Below are 21028 nucleotides of genomic sequence, written 5' to 3' on the forward strand. Positions count from 1 at the left end.
ACAAAGTGAAGGAGTTTTTTTATGATTGAACCTAGAGATTTTTTTGGAGCAGAAGAACATAATATAAGAAGTCTTTTTTCTCAAAATATTACATTTATTGTACCGGATTATCAGCGTAATTTTGCCTGGACTCACAACGAGCTTCAACATCTTTGGGAAGACTTTCAGAAAGTAGTGAAAGATTCATTTGATGACAATCATCTAATTAAACCAGATCATAAACCGCATTTCTTTGGAACTATATTAGTAACTGAAAGTCCTAATGGTAGCAGATATGAAATCACAGATGGTCAACAAAGATTAACAACAGTCAGTATTCTGTTGAAATGTCTCCTAGAAGAAGCAAGTCGAATTGGAGATATGCATGCTCAGGCTGGGATTAGAGCTATTCTAACTCCACTGGTACAGAGAAGCCAATATGGAGAACCCTTTGTCCAAAAGTTTGAATTAGACTCTACTATTAATGATTTTTATCGAGATTATATACTTCTTAAAAATTCTGAAGCAGAAAGAGACCAATATATTCAATTACATCCTATAGGAAGTAATAATACAGCAATATACAGATTAAAGATGGCTCATAGTTATTTCGTGAAGAAAATACGTGAAGAGTTACCAGAAACTCTAGATCAACAAGAACTCCATAATAAACTGCTTTGTTTTGTACTGACTATAACTAGATTATTTTTGATTTTACAAATTGTTGTTAAAGAGAGTGAGACAGCATATACAATTTTTGGAACACTTAATAATAGAGGAAAAGATCTAACGGATTCAGATATCATAAAAAATGAACTTTTTAAAAGAGTTCCAATGTTACAAAGAAGTATTATTAAAGAGAAGTGGGATTCAATAATTGAATGTATAGAAAACGAAGACCTTACTGAGTATATTAGATTTCATTACGCGTCTAAAATTGGGCCTGTGAAAAAGGTAGAGCTATTTGGTGCAGTTACGGAGTATTTAAACAATAATGATGCAGCAGAATATTTAGATTCATTGTTTTCAGAAGCAGATTGGTATGCGAGAGTCAACTTGATTGGTGCGACTTATTGGAATGATGCTATTACCCATAAATTAGATGGTTTTAAGCATCTTGATATTTCTCATAGTATACCTTTGTTATTAACTGGTGCAGTGAAGTATAATCATAACTCCATAGATTTCGAAAGAATAGTTAATGCAACTCTTGTTTTTTGTTTCAGATATTTCACAATTGCTAAAAATTCTGTTGCTGACTTAGAACGTGAAGTTGGTTTAATGTCTAGAGCTTTAAGGAATCCGTTAGATCTGAGTAAGTTATCACAAGCAGAGTTACAAAGTATACCGGAACATAAAAAAATTGTGGATATTGATTCATTATGTACCTATATGCTGCTGTTAACAAGTAATGCGAATTTTGTAAGACATTTTAGAGATTTCTCAACAAAAACAAATTCGCTTGCTTTTTATGTGCTAAATGAACTTGAGAAAAAAAGGATGACAGGAGTTATACCCTTACCTCATGGACCCGCCCAACACATAGAGCATATTATGCCTAAGAAACCATCTAAAAGAACAAGCAGACTTCATGAATGGGGGCATGTCAGAAACAATCCAGAATATAGCGACTTTGTTTATCGCATAGGTAATATGGTTATACTCGAAAGTGATATTAATCAACAAGTGAGCAATAAAGATTTTTCAGTAAAACTTACACTTTACAATGCTTCAGGACTTTCTTATCCTCGAGATATTTCAGCTGCTCAAACTCATTGGGACTTTGCTTCTATAAATAATAGACAAACATTAATGGCGCAAGAGGCACTTAATATATGGAGATATTATTAAAGTAATGATTCTATTTTTATACTGTTCACTTCCAAAATTAAATGAATAAACATAAATCGCTGTCCAGCAAATGGACAGCGATTTATGTTTATTCATTAGACGATTTTTGTTGTTTAGGTAAAACTTTAAAAGATGGAACTACCTTAGCAGAATTGTTAAGATGTGTTTCTTGATCATCAAAGAAAATATGGGCTCCAAATGCTTTCAAGACACTTCCTTTTGAAATGCCACCTAGGAAAAAAGCCTCATCTATTCTGACTCCCCAAGCTCTAAGAGTGAGAATTACACGTTCATGAGCTGGAGAATTTCTTGCAGTGACTAGAGCAGTTCTAATTGGATTTGATTCTGCAGGGAATTGTTTCTGTATAAAAGATAAGTGTTTTAACATTTTTGCAAATGGTCCTTCAGGTAAAGGGATATCAACATTTAGTTTTTCGTGTTCAATAAAAGCATCAAGACCTTTAGATTGATATATTTTTTCGGATTCATCTGAAAATAGAACAGCATCTCCATCAAAAGCTATTTTTATTGTATCTGTTTTGTCTTCATCGTAGGAGCTTTCAGATTCAAAAACGAGTCCCGCAGCCACCCCGGCATTTACAGCATCTTGCACGTCTATTTCATCCGCCGATAGAAACAAGTCGACTTTAAAGGCTTCAAGATATGTGGCTAAGGGCCTACCACTAGTTAATGCTGCACGAGTAATATCAAGCTCATAGTTTTGAATAGAATTGAAAATTCTAAGTGAGGTATCAGCATTGTTTCTAGACATAACAACTACCTCTATTAATCTTTTGCTCTCAGAGTGCTTGTTAAGATGTAGGAGTGCTTTTACTAGACTGAATGCAATACCAGGTTTTAAGGTTTTACTCTCATGCTCCAACTGATGGCTAGAGTATTTTTCTAAGCCTTCTAACTGAAAGATTCTATTCTCTTCTGTTAGATCAAAAAGTGCTCTAGAGGAAACAGCCACTACAAAAATATCTTCTAAACTATATGCCATCTAGTCGTATCCCCCACTTGTCTCTTATTTTATCTCCCTAAACAGATCTAATTCTTTTTCATGTATCTCAGCGCTTAACGTGATCCTAATAGTTTGTCTTATCTCTTCTAACGATTTTCCAGCAGTGCTCAGTACGTGACTCGGTTTACTCGAACTGCAAGCTGAACCAGAAGAAAGTGCGATGAAGCTAGACAGTTTCTTTAGCAACAACTCATTGTTTACACCGATAAATTGAAGGCTAATTAATCCTGGGATTTTATCGTGAACGTCACTGTTAAAACTAATCTTGTCTCCTAGATTAGTTCTTAGAATATCAACTAGATAAGTTTCCAATTGATTTAGACGCTTTGAGTTTTTCTCTAAATGCTGAGAAGCTAGCTCAGCAGCTTTGCCTAGTCCAACAATGTTGTGAACAGCAAGAGTTCCACTTCGATAGTTATTCTCCTGTCCTCCTCCATGTAGAAGAGGGGTAAGACGAGTGAAAATCTCTTTCGACTGTTTCCGTATGATGGCGGCTCCTATTCCTTTGGGGCCGCCTATTTTATGTGCTGACATAGAAAGGAAACGAATCCCACTATGCTTCCGCAAATTAACAGGTACTTTACCTATGACCTGAGTTGCATCAGTATGGAAGAAAAAATTATTAGATTCAAAAAATTCGGAAAGTTCGTTAATTGGATTTAACGAACCAATCTCATTATTTCCCCACATAAATGAAGTAAGCAGAGGCTTGATCTTAGTAACTGTTTCAGTAACATTCTGAACATTAACTCTTGCAAAACTATCCACTTCAAGGAATTTCGTTTTGTACCCACGTTCACCGAGAAACTCTATTGTTTCGAGTACAGAAGGATGCTCAGCAGCAGAAGTTAACAAATATTTAGAAGAATTGTTTTTATGACTATAATAATCAGCTACGCCCTTAATAATCATATTGTTACTTTCAGTAGCCCCACTTGTGAATACAACCTCGTCCGGATCACACCCTAAAAGTTGAGCAACTTGTTCTCTTGCAGTAGCCACCGCTTTTTTAGCATTCTCCGCCAAGGAGTAAAACTTGCTGGAGGGATTACCAAACTCCTCTTGGAGATAAGGGAGCATTGCTTCCAAAACCTCAGGATGGATCTTTGTTGTAGCGCTATTGTCGAGATATAGCATTAGGATCACTACTTTCGTTAGGATAACAAATTACGAATAAATTTTTCATAATTTCCTGCTGTTTTATACTCTGAAGCCAACATGCGTATACCACGTTCTAAATGAGCATTAAAATAAGGAGGGAAAAACTCCTCATCTGTCAATTCGAAGCCAGCAGCCTGAGTGATCATCGCACGGAAGGCATAGTCAAATTCACCAGTAACGGTACTTCTATTCAACACTAAACCGTCTGTAAAGTCCTTTGTAATAGGCACAATCTCAGTAGTGTTTCTTAGGGATAAAGCAACAGCATACCGGATTAAGATATTAGGTGTGATTCCAGTAGAAGCATGAAGCTGCGTAAGAATTTCTTTAGCGTATTTTGATGTTTTTAAAGTAAAATTCATAATTATTGTACCGCCTCTCTAATAATATCAAAGTAGCGGTCTTTCATGATAACTGCACTTTCCTTAGAGGCATCATATTCTAAGGTGTAACAACGTGCCGTAATTTCTTCAATCACAGGAAACTGTTCTGACGTTATTTCAGAGTCCGTTGTAAACATAAGGACTTGTTCTCCACAACGAGGAATAAAATGTTGAATAAGTGACTTTTTGTGGTCTTGATCCAATCTCCCCATGAGTGTATCGAACACAAAAGGCAGCTTCCAGCCGGATACCCTGAACATTGCTAGTATTACAGTAAGCATGAGCATTTCTTTTTCACCAGCAGATAACCGCTCTTTTGAGATTTCCTGATTCTTTAAGTTATACAGCTTTAATTCGAAAGAAGTGTGATCAATATGAATTCGTTTGATAAGACCTTTCTTTCGGAACAGTACGTCAATCATACGTACTGTTTCATTAGCTACATCATCAAGTTTTTTACGCCATTGCCGTTCTCTGAAACGTTGACTAACTGTCAATAATTTCTCGGTCATTTCATATGACTTTTCTGATTTATGATATTCTCTAATCTTTTCTTCTACTTTATCTTTTTGAGACAGCTTAGTGTGCAAGGTTTCTGTGAGATTATGAATTTCCGATCCAAGCTGTTCAACTAATATCTTGTGTTGTTCAGATAATTTTGTTTTTTTCTCAATACGTTCAAGAAGTTGTTTAAATTCGCTGGCCTGATCATTGGTTTCCAATTTAGTCCTTAGTTCTTGAAACTCTTTTAACAGCAGGGCGTTTTCATCAAAACGGTTAACATAATCGGTGATATTAAGAGCTTCAAGTTGTTTATTCAAATTATGAATCTCGCTACGTTGCTCAAAAGATGCACGATGTATTAATTCCGTTTGAATCGGTTTGATTAAATCCAGGATACCTTCAAAAATGGACTTCATTTCGGAACTTTCAATTTCTTTAGTTTGTCCAAGAGTACTAGTCAGAAGTGAAGTTAGTTTGTCTTGTTTAAGCGTCTTCGCAGCATACTCATATGACTCATATTGTTTTTCTGCATTTAACTGATGATCCACTTGTTGGAGCTGTTTTCTTGCTATAAAAAAGGGAAGAAAGGAAGAAACAAAATGGCGAACATGTTCTGAATTTGCTTTGCGTTTGTTTTCAATCACATTGATCCGTGAAACGATTTCTTGTCTTTTTTCTTGTAATAAGCCCCCGTGAGTCTCAAAATCTTTTTTATCTTGTTTAATTACATGATTCAGATTGTTGATCTCTTCTTCATATGAAATTGAAAGTAGCTGCTTTTCTTCAATGGTCTCTTGGAGCTGCCTAATTTCATTCTCAAGTCTTTCATACTGAGCAACTTCTTCCGCTGCACTAGCATTTTGCTGAGCATATTGCATTCGATATGTGTTCAGATCTTTTTCAAGATTCACAAAGAGATCAAGATTAAAGAGGATTTTACCTGACTCTTTCAAGTATTCTGGAATTTTTTCTTCTGAAACGATCCGTGATATATCTTCACCATCAAAAAGACAAAGTTCGAACAATTTTGGAGGCATTTCTTCCCTTAAACGACTCTGAAAATCAGAAGTCTGTTGTGCTGTTAAAAATTGATTGTCTCTTTTTACTGAAAAACTCTCACGAATACGATCATTCTTTATTCGCCAGCTTCTTACTAATGAATATTCATGCAATTCGAAATCCTCAGTAGAACTGTAATCGAGAGTAATTTGAAATTCATCATTTACATTTTCATTAATTGCTTTACGATTGAGCAATGTTCTAATTTTACGATAGTAGGGTTCATTTTCTGTAACAAAACCATATGCCATTGAACCAAACAAAACGATTCTTAAAGATTCTAATATTGTTGTTTTACCAGCGCCATTTTTACCGCCAAGTAGAATTACATTACGGTTAGTTGTTGTACGAAAATCAAATTTATTAAGCTCTCCATGGTAAGCTCCTATATTTCGAAGAGCCAGTTTTTGAATGTGCATTGATTTTTAATCCACCTTTATAAATGTAAGAAATCTTGTCTGAGTGTTTTATCAAATGCCTGGAATAAACCTCTTCTAACCTTCACACCTGAATATTCTTTTTCAACAGATATTAACTCTTTAAGCAAATTAAGATTGACCCCTTCTTCTTGACAGAGAGATTCAAGATCAGTAACCTGATCTTCTTTGAAAACAGGACGATCATTTTGATGCCAGTCGTAGGAAATGCCTGTTTCTTCTTCAACAATTAGTGGAAGTCGATCTTCCCACTGTAAGTCATCATGCCAGTATTTACGAATCGCCTTAAGTTCTTCAAATGTAATCAGTTCGACATTAGGATCATGCAAGCGGCGTATTTCTTCCTGAGTTTGCAATAGCTTTCTTAGGATTTCTTCACGTGCTTTCATTGTAAAAGGACCAACACCAAAGCGTTTTGGAGGAGCATCTGGATTTGAATCATCAAAAATTAAAACATCCAATTCTTCAACTGAGGCAAGATCGATTTTGTTTTCTTCAATGAAATGTTTGATTTCAGATTTGTAGATTCTTGGATTACTCAGATCTTCAGGATCTATACCGCCTAAATTGTTCGTTAAATAGACTTCGCCATTCATACGATGTTTTTGTCTTTTGGTACGATCCTCTCTGATTTGAACTAGGAAGTTTCTGAAATCATATAAAGGTCGTAACCAGTCCACGCCATTGTTAATAAACCCACTTAAAGCCTTATCCTCACTAACAACTGTACAAGTCCAGCAACCAAAACGGCTATTGCCGCAAGATCCTGCACTTTCTTTAACCTCTTTATCTACGATGAGGGGGCATTCACTACTTGAATCTTGATAGAGTTGAAGTAACTCATTATTGTCATCGCCCCAAGGTGACTCATGCTGCAATAAAAATTCCCATACATCATCTAGATTGTAGGAGCGGATCGGTGCAAAAACAAATGCATTACGAAGAGTAGAATGACGCATTAAATTTGAACCTTCTATAGTATGAGATTGCATTACTCCTGCTCTTGTAGAACTTTCTGAATCGCGTACTCCTAGTAGCATAACGACTTCACCAAACTGATCTACCTTATCCAAAATAAAACGGTTTGCAGGTTCGATTTTCAAGCGATCTGTGCACCATCTGAATTTTTGACGAGGAGTAGGATACCCTTTTCCGATAATAGAGGCCCAAAACGTTTGTTCAACTTTTGGACGTACTTTGTGAGTTTCGATAGGCAAACCTATTGCAAGTGCTTTGTTTTGTATGCGTCCAAGAGTTCTAGTGATTTTGTCAATAATTAGAGGTGTTTCTACTTGCGTATCGGATGAAATAACGTATACCTTTTTCTTCAGAAGAGAAGGTTCCAATTCGGTCAAGGCTTGGAAAACCAGCTGTACAACCGCTGTTGAATCTTTTCCTCCACTGAATCCGACGACCCACGGCCGTTCATCAGATAAATAGACTTCTTTAACAAGTTCTTTGGCTTCTATAAACTTTGTTCCTGTATCAAATATATTAAACATCAGCAGATATACCTTCTTTTATTTTATTTTCAATTTTCTGCTCGGCTTCTGTGAGGGGGAGACCAAGTTTGATTTTTATAAGATTAGCAGTCAATTGAATGGTCTCATTAGTCTTATTGATACGTCCAGTTTGTCCGTAAGCTCGCCCTAGCCAATCCACTTTATTATCTCGACTCCAGTCAATTTTTGAGAACTTTTTAACATATGAATCCCATTCACCTGCATGATAACGATAAAGATAGTGACCGACTATACCAACAGCTTCTAGAAATACACCATGGGCGACAACGGAGCCAACACGAAGATCTCTTGGAGAGGTTCGCTTATTAAATACATCTTGCCATTCATTAATAGAAACACAAAGAAGAGCCCAAAAATCGGATACGAATTTCTTCTCCGGTTCCGAAATCAACTCACCTTTACGTTTTCCTAAAAGCCTACATATTGTATTAAATATGTGATTCAGTGCAAATAATTTTGGAGAATTTTTAGACAAAGAAACTTTTTCACGATCTGTATAACGTTCTAACAAAGGGATTTCATTAATTAGACTTTTGGTAATCAAGGATAGTTGATCTCGATGATCATATAAAATTCCGATCGAAGACGTAGTGTTTACCGCATGACGGTTCAGATCCGAAAACATTTGCTGGGAGCGTACCAGTCCAAGATCGTGAAAGAAAACTACAGAAATTGTCTCATCACCAAGTTCAGGTGAGATTTTGAGAGCTTCTTCAATAGCTGCTCGTCTATGTTGACCGTCATTAATGAGAAATTGAGCATCTAAAGAAATATTTAAATAACCAAGATCCTTAAACTCTTCCGATTGTGACTGGAAAATTAGCTCGCCGTTTACTGATGCAGTTAACGAAGAGAAAATATAATCTTTAGGATTCTCAAGAATATAGTTTGTAATATCCGGAATTCTTGATTTATTCATTAAGCGTTGTGCACGGTGATCGGCCGGAATTTCCTCTTCATCAAAAAGGAATATCCTGGGTATTAATTTCAATGGACACATTACTGTATAAAAATCTCTTCCAGCTTGAATCCCGCGAATTGCTGGAAAACTATAACTAAAATTCATAGGCATCCTCCTGTTTTACGTACGTAATAACGTAGAATGTATATTGATTTTATCGTAATACGAACGAATGTTCAATGTCTAAATTACATAATAAAGTAAATATAGTACGTAATTACGTGAATAAAAGATGAAGACATAATGAAATAACGAGGTACATTCGATCTTCTTGGATCGATGTACCTCGTTATGTTAGTTTTTATCGTAAGTATCGAAGATTTCCGTAATGACATTAAGCACCATCAGAGTGTGCTTAGGTTCGTGGGTTCTTAGAAGAGAAATAATCTTAACAATATTTTCATCATAATGTGAAAGCTCTTCACGCTCTTTAACATATGTAAACAGTTCGTATACGCCGACATCTAGGGCAGCAGCAATCTTCTCTAGATTTTTCAATGATATGTTTCGTTCTGCTCTTTCGATAAAACCAATGTAACTCGGATTAAATCCCGCACTTTCAGCTAATACCTCTTGAGAAAGTCCTTTAGACTTTCTTAGATCTCTGATCCTCGCGCCCACCAGTTCCAAAAGTTCAGACATATGAACACCTCTCTTTAATTAGAAGTGTAGAGAAAGAACCATGGTTATTTAATCAATAGAAAATAAGTTATTTGTAATAAAAACTACTATGTAGTAATATTTCAGTTATATCTTGTCCAAAATAACAAAAAATCATAACAGGGTGTTCAATGTATTGTGATTTCTAAACTAATATATTGAGGAGTTGATCGATATGAGTTACGTTTACTCCTACACGAATCGGCAGAATGAAGAATTTGCTATTGGCCTGAATGATAGTTCATCTCGCTTAAAGACTGAGGCAATTGAATATCAGAAACTTTCTAATCATCACATCAAACTTGCTAACATTATGCATAGTCACAATCAATTCCAAGCTTGTCTCATCCTCTGCGATTGGGCGCTAGCTTCCATGGTCAAGGGATTATATATCCAAAAGCATCATGTAGTACATCCACCGAAGGAGCTTACTATGAATGAGATTTTGCATATAGTGCATACGGATACTGAGCCTGGACTGGATATTGCTTTGTTCATCGGTACGATTCAACATATGTCTTCCATAGAAGAGTTTGACCAGGATCGGACGCTAAAACCAAACAACATCGAGAAGCTGCTTCAACGAACAGAAGAAATACTAGAGGAGTTAGAGAATCGACTTAAGAATGATATAGAATTGAAATAAACTATTGATTAAATGTGTTATGTAAAGTGGTCAGATTTTTTGAAAATAGGACTCAAAGAGTACAGATACTTAAAGGAAACTTTTTATAATAAGGGAAAATCAGGATATTGGACGGATGTATGTATCTTGTACTTCTGCTAACATAGTTAAATCTTATTTTTTCGGAGAGAACCCTATGAGTACAATTAAAGTAACACCAGAGCAACTACTTCATGTATCTAAACAGATTGAGCAGGGAAGACAACAGCTGGAGTCCATACGAAGTGACCTGACCGCACGGATCGGTTTCATCGAGTCTCAGTGGGCTGGAGCAACGCAAGAACGGTTTTTCTATGATTTTCAGCAATCTCGTCCTGTACTGGATCGTACATTGGAAAGTATGGTGAATTCCTCTCAAGATCTCAAGGCAATTGCTGAGAGGTTTCAACAAGCAGATCAGGAACAGGTGGGTACGGGAACAGTTGCAGGGCAGATTGCTGTCGGCATTATGAACAATCGTGATACTGGTGATCTCGAAAAGGAACCGAGAATGGTATATAATCCATTGTTTGGTGTTTACATGCCTGCCAGTGAAGCTGAAGATGGAATGCCAGGGCAAAAAGAGTTTGTTAAGTATTGGGAAAATGGTGGCACTTATGAAGAAATGAGAGCTGGACCTAAGCAACCGGAGTCAAGTGACGGAGATATATATGATGAACAAATTAAGGCTTTTGAAGAAGGCCGTCATCCTATTACTGGAGCATCTATACCCCCGTGGCAAGCAGGAGTTTCTATCGCAAGTTTACAAATCGGTAAGATCGCGATGGCTTTTATGGGGATGTATAATAGGGGCTATAAAGTTCCGAAAGAGGGACTTGCCTTCACAAAGTCTAAGTTAAATAGTATGAGTGATAGATCCTCTTCTATTCGGAGATCCGCGTCTGAACATGGGACAAAATTATCTCAAGATTCGATTACCGGAATTGGTAATTCAGCAGTTCTGAATACAATACAATCGAGGTCAAAATTTTATAAAAAAGAGCTGGCCTACGATTGTTCAGAGATTGCAGACGATTTAGCTCAAGCAGCAGGTGGAAAAGGTGAGATATTCACAATTAAATCTAGGACAGAATTGAAGGATATCCAAGTAAAAGAATATGGAGAAATGAAATCATATGTTTACCATACCGTTTATTCTGATGGTAAGTATATTTATGATCCTCGTCTAACTAATGATCCTGTGCCTATAAAGGAATATATGGACTCAGTTAGCAGACATAACACTGGTGATATTGTAGTAAGTAAACGTACTCTTAAGTGAGGTGAATATTATGTCAAAGAGTATTTATCTAAAGGAAAAAGAAGAGTTATTACCAGAGGAACTCATGGCTTATACATTGGCCAAATTGGGATCTTACGAATGGAATAGGACAGAGATGTACAATTCAAATCGGATCTATGAGCAACCTGCGGGTTTTTATTTTAGATTCCACAATGCCGATCAGGTTTATGAACAGTTAAAGCCGTGTATTGAGCAGTTTAAAGGTAGCCTGAAATGGATAATCCATGAAAGTCCTGTATCTAAAAACAAAAATTATATTATTGAGCCCGCCGATGTATATTATGCAAAACAAACGGAGGCATATCAGGCGAATTTGGAACTCGAAGAAGTGCTTCAAGCATCGTATAAGGAAATCTGTGAGCTGGCGATTCAAGATATTCCTCTATTATGCAACCATATTGAGCAATGGTTCGAGCTGGAGCATAAACAACTCTATCCACCTACCATACCAAATTAGTGAGTAGGGGAAATTCTTTTGGCACAAAGTGCAATTCGTTATGCTCAGCGTACACGTTATATACAAGATGCTCAATTGGGTGCAGTACTTCAGTGCATTTTTAAAGTTATGGGATCAGAATTCAACTAAACTGTATACCGAAAATGAGTGGTTACTGCTTGCAGTAGAGGAATGGTGGAGCGATTTTGAAGAGTTGCCACCAGGATTGAAGGATATTGAAATAGATAAGTGGTTGACAACTTTAAGTCGTAAAGAAGTCTTTGAAGACTTGTTAGAAGAGGCTCTTAAACAATGTGATGAACCGTTAAAAGTTGAAATGTTTAAATGGATAGAGATATTGAGAGATTGAGCTGACTACACGAAATTTCACTTCAATCTCCGCAAACTTAACCTGAGTGGTTTGGACGAGTGATCTTTACTGCCCAAAGGAGTTTGGACATGGGGAAGTATGTATCTGTTAGAGGTTGGCTGGAGTGTGATGAGCATACAGTTAACGAAGTGAAAAAGATAAGGGATGACTTCACAGCGAGTTCTAATGAAGGTTTACTAGATGAAGATAAATTGGCACTTTACCAGTTGGGCTGGACATTCCCGGAGAAGCAAATTAACTGGACAGCTTATGTATTTTATGGGGCAGATTTCAGAGAGTATCATCTTGATTTTATGAAAAAGCAGCTTTCTGAGATGGCTAACATTCAAGATGTAACAGGATATTTTTTGATCGATGATCATGATGGAGATTATCATTGGTGCTGGCAGATATATGAGAATAAAGTTTTTGAAAGTGAACAGGGGAATATCGTGTTTAACAAATAAATAATAATTATAAGAAGCCCATTTCACTTTTAATAGAGGAGTAATGGGCTGTTTTGTTTGGAGGTACTGAAATAATGGCATCGGCTTTTGTATTGGTAGAAGAGAACAGCAATATACCCATAGATTGTTTGGTGGAAGATATACGACAAGTCTGTCTGGAATCAAACCTGCACTTCATTGATGGAATTCAAGATGTAGATTCAGAACAGAACATGAAACATTCTGTCTTAGGGATTTCACTTTCAAACCAAGAAGAGTCAGGCCTTGGCAAGGTAAATAATACGATCAGAGTCGACGTGTACGATGAACCTGCTCTACATCAATACAGAGAGCTGAAATGGAGAGAGGATGGGCAGGTATACTTTAACACGCTTATTATTGATGAGGTTTATCAAAATGAAGAGGTCACGCTGACCTTTCTGTATCATTTTCTTACGAGATACACACAGATGATAGTTTGGATAGAGGAAGATTGGGTGTATACATTGTCTGATCTCGATAAAGCTTTGAAAACTTCTAATCTGTCTGATTGGTGTTATGAGAACCCGAACTTCTTATAGGTAACAGAATTTGGAGGTTCTTATTCTAAGCTTTTAAATATCCTACGACTATACTTCTGGCATAATGATAATTTTCCGGATTATGATATAACATTATTTTGTAGTGGGAGGATTTTTATGAGAAGGACTTTTGTATTCATTCTGACTTCCATGTTGTTACTTGTGGCATGCTCAAACTCAGGGCATAATGAACTTCAAAGTTGGGCATTTGATGTCGTAACTTGGGAAAAGGGAGTTTACAAGGTGACAACTGACACTGTTCCTACAACCGATGTGGAAATCGAAATTGGAACAATTAAAAAACACTCTACAAATGAGAGTGATAAATTACCCAATCTGTTCTCCAACAAATATAAAAAAGGGACGAAATTATTTAAAGTAAAAAATGTAGAGACAAATGATTATATTGCAGTGGAAGATAATGAGATTTACTATAGAGCAGTAAAGATGGATGGAATGAATACAGCGGCCAATCTCCAGCATAGTAAGAAGCATAAGCAGTTCCAAGCCACTGACAAGCTTGTGAATTTTTTTATACGTACCTGACGGCAAAGGAGATTAAGAAGCTAATCATTGACATGCCCATGTCTAAGTGGAGCGGGGCAAAGGGAAGTATGACGTGGTTCGAAGATGGCGTATTCTCGTTGAATATAGAGATGCATAACTCAGAGGAAAGAGCAGTGTTATATCGCTGGACACGGGAAATATGTCTGTATCGGTTGCATGCGTATTTTGAGCGGGGATAGTTTCTCTTCACTTCGAAATCATAGTATGGCTTTATCTTCAGATGGGATTAGAATCACCAATAGAAACTACAATAGACCATTTAAATAAAAACCAGACCACACACCGTTTAGTGTATGTAGTCTGGTTTCTATTTTTCATATCTTGTTTTCCATAACCGATAAATATAAAGGGCGACGAGTATGAAGACAGGTACAATTATAGGTTGGATTAAATTACCAATAGGCATAGAGCTCATAAGTGAAATGACATAACTAACGACTGCAATTCCAACAAACAGTGCTGCATTCCCAATGAAAAATTGGTTTGTGGGCTTCTTTTGATAGCGAAGCATGACAACAATCATTGCGATCACAAATATTACGAGGAACATCGATTCTGAGAGCGTTGTCCATCTTCCATTCTGGCTAATGGAGTCAACACCGTTTTGTGTAATGTTCGTCTCAGAAAGCCACTGTTGAGCATGGCTTAACCGTGTATTCTCCCAAATAACATACATGCTGTAACTGATAAGTAATAGAACCATGTATATAAGTAAAAAGAGTGAGGGGAGCCTTTCATTTTTGGTTTGCATGTAGTGTCACCTCTTTTTTTCATAGTGCTTCTATCTGTCTAAGGCTGTGATCTGATGGATGGATTGGTAAACCTTAACATAAATATAGTTATTAAGAAACCTAATATGCGATTATGAGATACATTACTACAAAAGATTCAGGAAAAAAGAATGAATTTAATCTGTACCTTTGCACAACTGCGAATTTTAAATGTGGAAAATTGTGGTGGACTAGTGGATAATGAAATTATAGCAAGTTTAGATCATTAGAATTAGGAGCGATTGGCATGGCGAATACAGTACCAGAAGTAATTCCGAAGAAGGCGACAGCAGGAGAACGACTATTATTTGAGACGTTAAAGAAACATCTGCCTGAAGAATATATCATTTATTATGAACCTGAAATTCGCGGGAGAAGACCGGATTTTGTCATTATCGGACCTGATTTAGGATTGCTGGTACTGGAAGTGAAGGATTATACCAAAGGCACGTTGCATCAAGTGAATCGGGATGAATGGACGCTTCGTAATACAGCAGGTGAGTTGGTCACTGCCCGAAGCCCTTTGAAGCAAGCGAGGGATTATGCTTTTTTGATTACAGACCAGTTGAAGAAGGATAAGAATCTGATCAAAGAGGGAACACCAGGATATTTAAAATTCAATTACGGCTACGGTGTGGTATTCAGTCGTTTGAAGCAGCAAGATTTTCTACACATGGACCTATACAGTGTAATCGATCCCTTGTTTGTACTGACTAGAGAAGAAATGGACCCAGATGATGAAGATTTCTCGGCAGAGATATTGATTGAGAAATTACTACATATGTTCACGGTTCCTACTCGGAATCGTTATAGCTTGACACATGAAGATATACAGGCGATCCGCTACCATCTGTTTCCTGAAGTGCGAATCAGTGCGGAGCGCAAAGAAGTTGTGCCTCATCAGGATCAGCTCCTGTTATCCTTGCATAATATTAAGACGATGGACCTACATCAGGAGAAGATGTCGAAGCAGGTTGGGGATAAGCATCGTTTGATTCGCGGTGTTGCCGGTAGTGGTAAAACGCTCGTTCTTGTCAGTCGTGCAAGCATGCTCGCTAAGGAGCATCCAGACTGGAATATCCTTGTACTTTGCTATGGTTCAACCTTGTCACAGTATCTAAAACAGGCCATTGTACAGAAGTTGGCGGAGCCTGAGGATTTATTTGATTTTGCAGCACAGACTACGTCTTCCGAGCTCCAATCTAATATTCAGGTGAAAACGTTCCACTCGTGGCTTGGACAGCAGTTTCGAATCATAGACAGGAAACTGCCCGATTTGCTGGAAAAGGTGGAACAGGGGCAACAAGAATTACCGAAGTATGATGCCATTCTGATTGATGAGGGACAGGACTTTGATGCAGATTGGCTGAGGCTGGTGAGCTTATGCCTTAATGATGAGACGCAGTCGTTGTTACTCGTAGAGGACCGGGCACAAACCATCTTCAAACGTAAAAATAGCCTGGCGCAGGATACAGGATTAGACTTCCGTGGCCGTTCCAAGATTTTAACGATTAATTACCGGAATACGGCACAGATTGTGCAGTTTGCCTGGGATTTCTATAAAGATCAGTCCAAGTTACAGCAGAAAGTTATTCATACCGGTGCTGATGCGATTGAGATTATTCCTCCTCAGTTCACGAAACGCAGAGGTCCTGAACCTCTGATCTATCGAAGTAAGAGTACAAAACTTGAAATGGAGTTTGTTTCTAAATCCATAGACTATTTACGTCGTGAAAAATCATTTGCTCTGAAGGATATTGCCATTTTGTACAGGGTACAGGAATCCAATCAAGTAAATATTATTGAAGAATTGGGAAAAACTCTGGACGATAACAGTCTGACGTATAATTGGGTAACGCGGGATGATCAGTCCAAGAAGAATTTTAATCGCGAAGAGGACAGTATCAAAGTATTAACGATTGACAGTGCAAAGGGACTGGATTTCAGAGCCGTGTTTATCATCTCGATTGAGACAATGCCTCGCAAAGCGGGGAAAGAAGATGAAGTCGATGAACGTGAAGTGTCTCGTTTCTATATCGGAATGACACGAGCGTTGGAATGGTTATTTCTAAGCTACTCTGGAGAATCCCGATTCACCCAATATCTTGATGAGGTTAAACGGCAGAAAGCGAATAATCCTACATCTGGTTCTGCATCCCTTGTGAAATAGGTGGTAAAGCTAAAATAAACAAAGAAAAGCTTATCATTACTTCATCTTATTGAAGCGGATAAGCTTTTCTTGCGATATGGATCTTGAATCTGATGAGTAGTCCAGTATCCTGGCTGTTCTGGATCATTAGATATTTTTCTATGAAACTAAACCTGTTTTGATCACGTTTACCACGATAGACAGGTTATCAATTGAAACAGAAGGGATGAGATTGCTATGAAAAAATGGATACTGTTTGCTACCGCACTATGCGTTGTCACCGTAGCCGGTGCGCTATATGCTTCAGCTACCAAAGTCAGTGCAGCTGCGTCCACACCAGAATACACCTTAACCGTGAACGGCAAAGAGATACAGACCAGTAAGCCCGAACTGATGCCTTTCGAGCAAAAGGGGACGGTTTTGGTGCCTTTGCGCGCTACGGCAGAGTCTTTGGGATACAAGGTTAGCTGGATCGCAGCGGATAAAGCGACTCGTGTAGAAGACAGCATTCAATCCGTTATCGTGAAGGAAGGTAACACGCTAGCTAAGTTTACGGGTAAACTGAAAGTCATCAATCTGACTCAGGATGTAGAATTGCCTGTGCCCGTTCAATCCAGAAAAGGCATAACCTATGTGCCTGCTTCATTCTTTGAACCTTTTTTCAACGAGGTTATTGTAAAAGAGGGGAACGTGTCCATCTCAGCGCAAATGTCGAGCATCCAATAGCTTCATGTCCACAACGATGTTTGCAGACTGTTCATGGAAGGAAGTCCGACCCATCCGAACCTTACCTTTGAAGACATGCTCCCACAACGGAGCATAAGTCTTAAAGGTTTTTTCTTTTTTCAGGCGGGCAAAAAAATCAACAAAACAAAACAAAATAAGATCAGAACAGACCAGATATGCAACCCAAAAGACTAAAGCACATCAGTATGTATATTACTCAAATAAATTCCTGTAATCAGTACGTATATTACCACTCCTTTTCAACGAAAATATGGAAGAAAATACACCATCAAGATTCATATTCCATAATCTCGTTCAAGTTAGGGATAACGCATTTTCCCAAATGGACACATGTTTCAAAAAACGCTTCCAAAATTTCAATTCTGCCCTACCTTTTCGGCTCAGAAGCTGAGATAATGGGGATGGCTAATCCGATGAAGGATTTTAGACGACATAAGGGATAGCGGTTACATGCCGCTTGCATATGAAATGGGAGGAATAGAGATGACCACACAGGTAACAGAACTCATTCAATCAGCACAGGGACAGGCTTTGCTTGCGCAAATGTACGGACCACAGCATGTAGAGGAGCAGGGTGCCCGTTACGAGAAGCTGGATGCTTCGTTTCGCGAGCATTTCGGTGAGCAGGAGCATATGCATCTATTCAGTTCCCCGGGCCGCAGTGAGATCGGCGGTAATCATACGGATCATAACCATGGTAAAGTGCTCGCGGGAAGCATTACGCTGGACACGATTGCCGTGGCTGTACCGACAGGGGACAACGTAATTACGTTCTACTCCGAGGGATACGACAAAAAGTATGTCATCAACCTTGCGGACTTGAAACCTAACGCAGAAGATGATGGTACTACCGGATTGATTCGTGGTATGGCTGCGGGCTTTGTAGAGCTTGGATTCAACATTGGTGGATTCAAAGCGGATATCTCCAGTAACGTATTTGCGGCTTCGGGTGTCAGTTCTTCTGCATCCTTCGAAATGTTGATCTGTACGATCCTGAACCATTTCTATAACGATGGCAAGCTGGATGTCGTTACGCTGGCAAAAATCGGACAATATGCGGAAAATCACTACTGGAACAAACCGTCCGGCCTGCTGGATCAGATGGCTTGTGCATACGGCGGTCTGATCTCGATTGATTTTGCTAATCCGGCTGAACCTGTGATTGAGCCTGTGGAGTGGAATTTCCAAGAGAACGGATATTCCTTGGTCATCGTGAATACAGGTGGCAACCATGCCGACCTGACAGAAGATTATGCTTCAGTGCCTAACGAGATGAAAGCCGTTGCGAAAGCACTTGGCGCTGAGTATGTTCGTGAGATTTCAGAAGAAGATATTTATGCCAAATTGCCTGCAATTCGTGAAGCAGCCGGAGACCGTGCGGTGTTACGTGCATTGCACTTCCTGGCTGAGAACAAACGTGTGGATGGACAGGTATCCGCATTGCGTGAAGGACGTTTTGCTGATTTCTTGTCACTGATCACTGCATCGGGTAACTCTTCATGGAAATGGTTGCAGAACGTGTATCAAGGCGGGGCTTCCCGTGAACAAGAGATTTCCGTGGCGCTTGCCTTGACCGAGAACTACCTGAGCAACCTTGGTGATGGCGCATGTCGTGTGCATGGTGGTGGATTCGCAGGTGTTATTCTGGCGATTGTGCCCAACGACAAGGCAGAAGAGTACATGAACTGGATGCACGGTATGCTGGACACGCCAGTTATTGTCGTTAACGTACGCCAGCACGGTTCGATCTGCTTGAATGCGGAATTGAATTAATCAGGCTGGTTATAGCTATAAAAAGACAGAATAAAATAAAAGCGGACTCGGGTAGGATATTCCTTCCGAGTCCGCTTTTTATTTTAGACTGAGATTCACCAATAGCCTCATGCAGAAATTTTGAGATAGTCACTGCTTTCGCAGGAATCGAATTGACGATATCTTTATATTGACGAATGCTGTACTCAATTCTCAGGCACATTACGCATTTTGGAGGCAAACAGGAAGCAGGCTACGATGTAGACCCCACTTAGTAATAGATAAGGCAGTTGCAGCGAGAACAGGCGGTCAAAAAAGCCTTCGCTCACACGAACGAGTAATCCGCCTAGCAACGTGCCAATCGCACTGATGCCAAAAGACAGGAAACGGAACACACTGCCTACACGCCCCAGTAATTCATTAGGGACGGAGCGCTGCAGGATCGATGAACGGACCACGTTATAGACAACAATGAAGAAGGCTGCACAGAAATACAGACCACCCACCACATAGGCATTGGACGTCAAACCAACGCCTCCATAGAGCAGACCCATCGACAGGATGGAGAGCAGAATGAGTTGTTTGGAACTCCAGCGTTTCCGCATATACGCCACAGCCTGACTACCCAGGATGCTACCGATGGTCGCAATCGAGATAAGAATTCCAAATGCATACGCTTCCAGCTGTAATACTTCACGTACAAAGAAAATTTGAGTCACCAGAATCATGGAGAACATTAACGTAATCGTTACCGACAAGATGGCCAGACCGCGAAGAAAACGATCTTGAAACACATACTGAATGCCGGACCACATCTCACGTCTCCAATTTTTCATCGGACGGGTTTTCTGCTCCGATCCATCCGGAGTCGTTTGTTCCGCAGCTCCCTCTGATGCCTCTTGTGCTTGCGATTCTTTGGATTTCGTCGCAGGCTTGAAGCTACCTCGCAGACCCATAATGAGTAGCAGTGAGATGATAGCCGTTACGGTGTCGATGGCAAAAGGGTAGACGATATGCATCGTAATAATAAATCCGCCTAACGCTACGCCCAGAATATCACTGGTGATCAGCTGACCAGCCGTAAATTGGCCGTTGGCTTTTTCCAGCTTTTTCTCCTCCACAATCTGAGGAATAATGGTCTGTACCGTGCTGTCAAAGACAACTCGGCTGAGGCCAATCCCAAACATAAACAAGGCAAGCAGTGGTATGCTAATCCAGCCTCCCCAGATACATATCGTTAGGAACAAAAGGAATATCATACGGGTAAAGCTGGCTCCGACCAGCATATGTTTGCGTGAATATCGGTCAATGAGTACGCCTACCGGCAAGCTGAAAATAAGCCAGGGCAGCCGCAAGGCTGTCATCGTAATCGATGCATACAACGTATCCGTTGTCAGGGTGGAGACTAGCCAAGGTACAGCAGCAAGCGTTAATCCATCTCCTAAAAAAGTAAGGGAAAAAGCACTGAACAGTTTGGAGTAGTTATGTGTCGTAGATTTGGATCGGATCTTCATTCGTTCCTCCGTTTCGTAGATGAATGTTGGTCTTTGTTTCATACTAGCTAGGTTAAATTATGAATTTGGAATAATATAAATGTATGATAATGTAAACGGGATTTCAATCCTGAATTTGTAAGCCGATTGCCTAGGATGTGATAGAATGTTTAGTAAAACAGCAAACTTGGTCGTCTTTTACAGTGTT

General features: G+C 39.0%; 20 protein-coding genes. 11 read left to right on the top strand and 9 right to left on the bottom strand.

The window, feature by feature from the left end; all coding sequences use genetic code 11:
* Positions 1–21: 21 nt before the first annotated feature.
* Entirely contained in the window at positions 22–1830 is a 1809-nt protein-coding gene (locus tag ACUTVW_RS00155; RefSeq protein ID WP_445643921.1) for a DUF262 domain-containing protein, read from the top strand.
* Between the two features lie 88 nt (positions 1831–1918).
* Here ACUTVW_RS00155 and ACUTVW_RS00160 read toward each other — a convergent pair whose 3' ends face one another.
* The 7 genes from ACUTVW_RS00160 to ACUTVW_RS00190 form a co-directional block, all read right to left on the bottom strand.
* On the bottom strand, positions 1919–2833 hold the full coding sequence (locus tag ACUTVW_RS00160; RefSeq protein WP_445643922.1) for a 5'-nucleotidase: 915 nt from the start codon (positions 2831–2833) through the stop codon (positions 1919–1921).
* A 24-nt stretch (positions 2834–2857) separates the two neighbouring features.
* Positions 2858–3991, bottom strand: a complete 1134-nt coding sequence (locus tag ACUTVW_RS00165; protein WP_445643923.1) for a cysteine desulfurase family protein — start codon at positions 3989–3991, stop codon at positions 2858–2860.
* A gap of 17 nt (positions 3992–4008) precedes the next feature.
* On the bottom strand, positions 4009–4377 hold the full coding sequence (locus tag ACUTVW_RS00170) for a DndE family protein (protein ID WP_445643924.1): 369 nt from the start codon (positions 4375–4377) through the stop codon (positions 4009–4011).
* A 2-nt stretch (positions 4378–4379) separates the two neighbouring features.
* The gene (gene dndD, locus ACUTVW_RS00175) at positions 4380–6380 is read right to left on the bottom strand and encodes a DNA sulfur modification protein DndD (protein WP_445643925.1); all 2001 of its coding nucleotides are present in this window, start codon (positions 6378–6380) and stop codon (positions 4380–4382) included.
* 17 nt (positions 6381–6397) lie between these two features.
* A complete protein-coding gene (gene dndC / locus ACUTVW_RS00180) occupies positions 6398–7900 on the bottom strand; it encodes a DNA phosphorothioation system sulfurtransferase DndC (RefSeq protein ID WP_445643926.1) in 1503 nt (500 codons plus the stop codon).
* The gene (gene dndB, locus ACUTVW_RS00185; RefSeq protein WP_445643927.1) at positions 7893–8987 is read right to left on the bottom strand and encodes a DNA sulfur modification protein DndB; all 1095 of its coding nucleotides are present in this window, start codon (positions 8985–8987) and stop codon (positions 7893–7895) included. Before dndB ends, dndC begins: the two co-directional genes overlap by 8 nt.
* 189 nt (positions 8988–9176) lie before the next feature.
* A complete protein-coding gene (locus ACUTVW_RS00190) occupies positions 9177–9524 on the bottom strand; it encodes a helix-turn-helix domain-containing protein (RefSeq protein ID WP_445643928.1) in 348 nt (115 codons plus the stop codon).
* Positions 9525–9717: 193 nt separating this feature from the next.
* Here ACUTVW_RS00190 and ACUTVW_RS00195 point away from each other — a divergent pair, with 193 nt between their 5' ends.
* The 7 genes from ACUTVW_RS00195 (at position 9718) to ACUTVW_RS00225 (ending at position 13888) form a co-directional block, all read left to right on the top strand.
* Positions 9718–10188, top strand: a complete 471-nt coding sequence (locus ACUTVW_RS00195) for a hypothetical protein (protein ID WP_445643929.1) — start codon at positions 9718–9720, stop codon at positions 10186–10188.
* 175 nt (positions 10189–10363) lie between these two features.
* Positions 10364–11488 carry a WXG100 family type VII secretion target gene (locus tag ACUTVW_RS00200; protein ID WP_445643930.1) on the top strand — a complete coding sequence of 375 codons (1125 nt, stop codon included), beginning with the start codon at positions 10364–10366 and terminating at the stop codon, positions 11486–11488.
* Between the two features lie 10 nt (positions 11489–11498).
* Positions 11499–11966, top strand: a complete 468-nt coding sequence (locus tag ACUTVW_RS00205; RefSeq protein WP_445643931.1) for a hypothetical protein — start codon at positions 11499–11501, stop codon at positions 11964–11966.
* 79 nt (positions 11967–12045) lie between these two features.
* Entirely contained in the window at positions 12046–12315 is a 270-nt protein-coding gene (locus ACUTVW_RS00210) for a hypothetical protein (RefSeq protein WP_445643932.1), read from the top strand.
* An 89-nt stretch (positions 12316–12404) separates the two neighbouring features.
* A complete protein-coding gene (locus ACUTVW_RS00215; protein ID WP_445643933.1) occupies positions 12405–12782 on the top strand; it encodes a hypothetical protein in 378 nt (125 codons plus the stop codon).
* A 74-nt stretch (positions 12783–12856) separates the two neighbouring features.
* The gene (locus ACUTVW_RS00220) at positions 12857–13342 is read left to right on the top strand and encodes a hypothetical protein (RefSeq protein WP_445643934.1); all 486 of its coding nucleotides are present in this window, start codon (positions 12857–12859) and stop codon (positions 13340–13342) included.
* Between the two features lie 117 nt (positions 13343–13459).
* A complete protein-coding gene (locus tag ACUTVW_RS00225) occupies positions 13460–13888 on the top strand; it encodes a hypothetical protein (RefSeq protein WP_445643935.1) in 429 nt (142 codons plus the stop codon).
* Positions 13889–14216: 328 nt separating this feature from the next.
* On the opposite strand, the gene ACUTVW_RS00230 is transcribed toward ACUTVW_RS00225, so the two are convergent.
* Positions 14217–14660, bottom strand: coding sequence for a hypothetical protein (locus ACUTVW_RS00230; protein WP_445643936.1), 444 nt, complete (start codon positions 14658–14660; stop codon positions 14217–14219).
* 266 nt (positions 14661–14926) lie between these two features.
* Here ACUTVW_RS00230 and ACUTVW_RS00235 point away from each other — a divergent pair, with 266 nt between their 5' ends.
* The 3 genes from ACUTVW_RS00235 (at position 14927) to ACUTVW_RS00245 (ending at position 19348) form a co-directional block, all read left to right on the top strand.
* Entirely contained in the window at positions 14927–16849 is a 1923-nt protein-coding gene (locus ACUTVW_RS00235; RefSeq protein ID WP_308722333.1) for a 3'-5' exonuclease, read from the top strand.
* Positions 16850–17065: 216 nt separating this feature from the next.
* On the top strand, positions 17066–17554 hold the full coding sequence (locus tag ACUTVW_RS00240) for a copper amine oxidase N-terminal domain-containing protein (protein ID WP_445643937.1): 489 nt from the start codon (positions 17066–17068) through the stop codon (positions 17552–17554).
* Between the two features lie 504 nt (positions 17555–18058).
* Complete coding sequence (locus tag ACUTVW_RS00245; protein WP_445643938.1) at positions 18059–19348, top strand: galactokinase; 1290 nt, start codon at positions 18059–18061, stop codon at positions 19346–19348.
* Between the two features lie 185 nt (positions 19349–19533).
* On the opposite strand, the gene ACUTVW_RS00250 is transcribed toward ACUTVW_RS00245, so the two are convergent.
* Positions 19534–20841 carry an MFS transporter gene (locus ACUTVW_RS00250; RefSeq protein ID WP_445643939.1) on the bottom strand — a complete coding sequence of 436 codons (1308 nt, stop codon included), beginning with the start codon at positions 20839–20841 and terminating at the stop codon, positions 19534–19536.
* Positions 20842–21028 lie beyond the last annotated feature (187 nt).

The organism is Paenibacillus sp. TSA_86.1, from assembly GCF_052691815.1.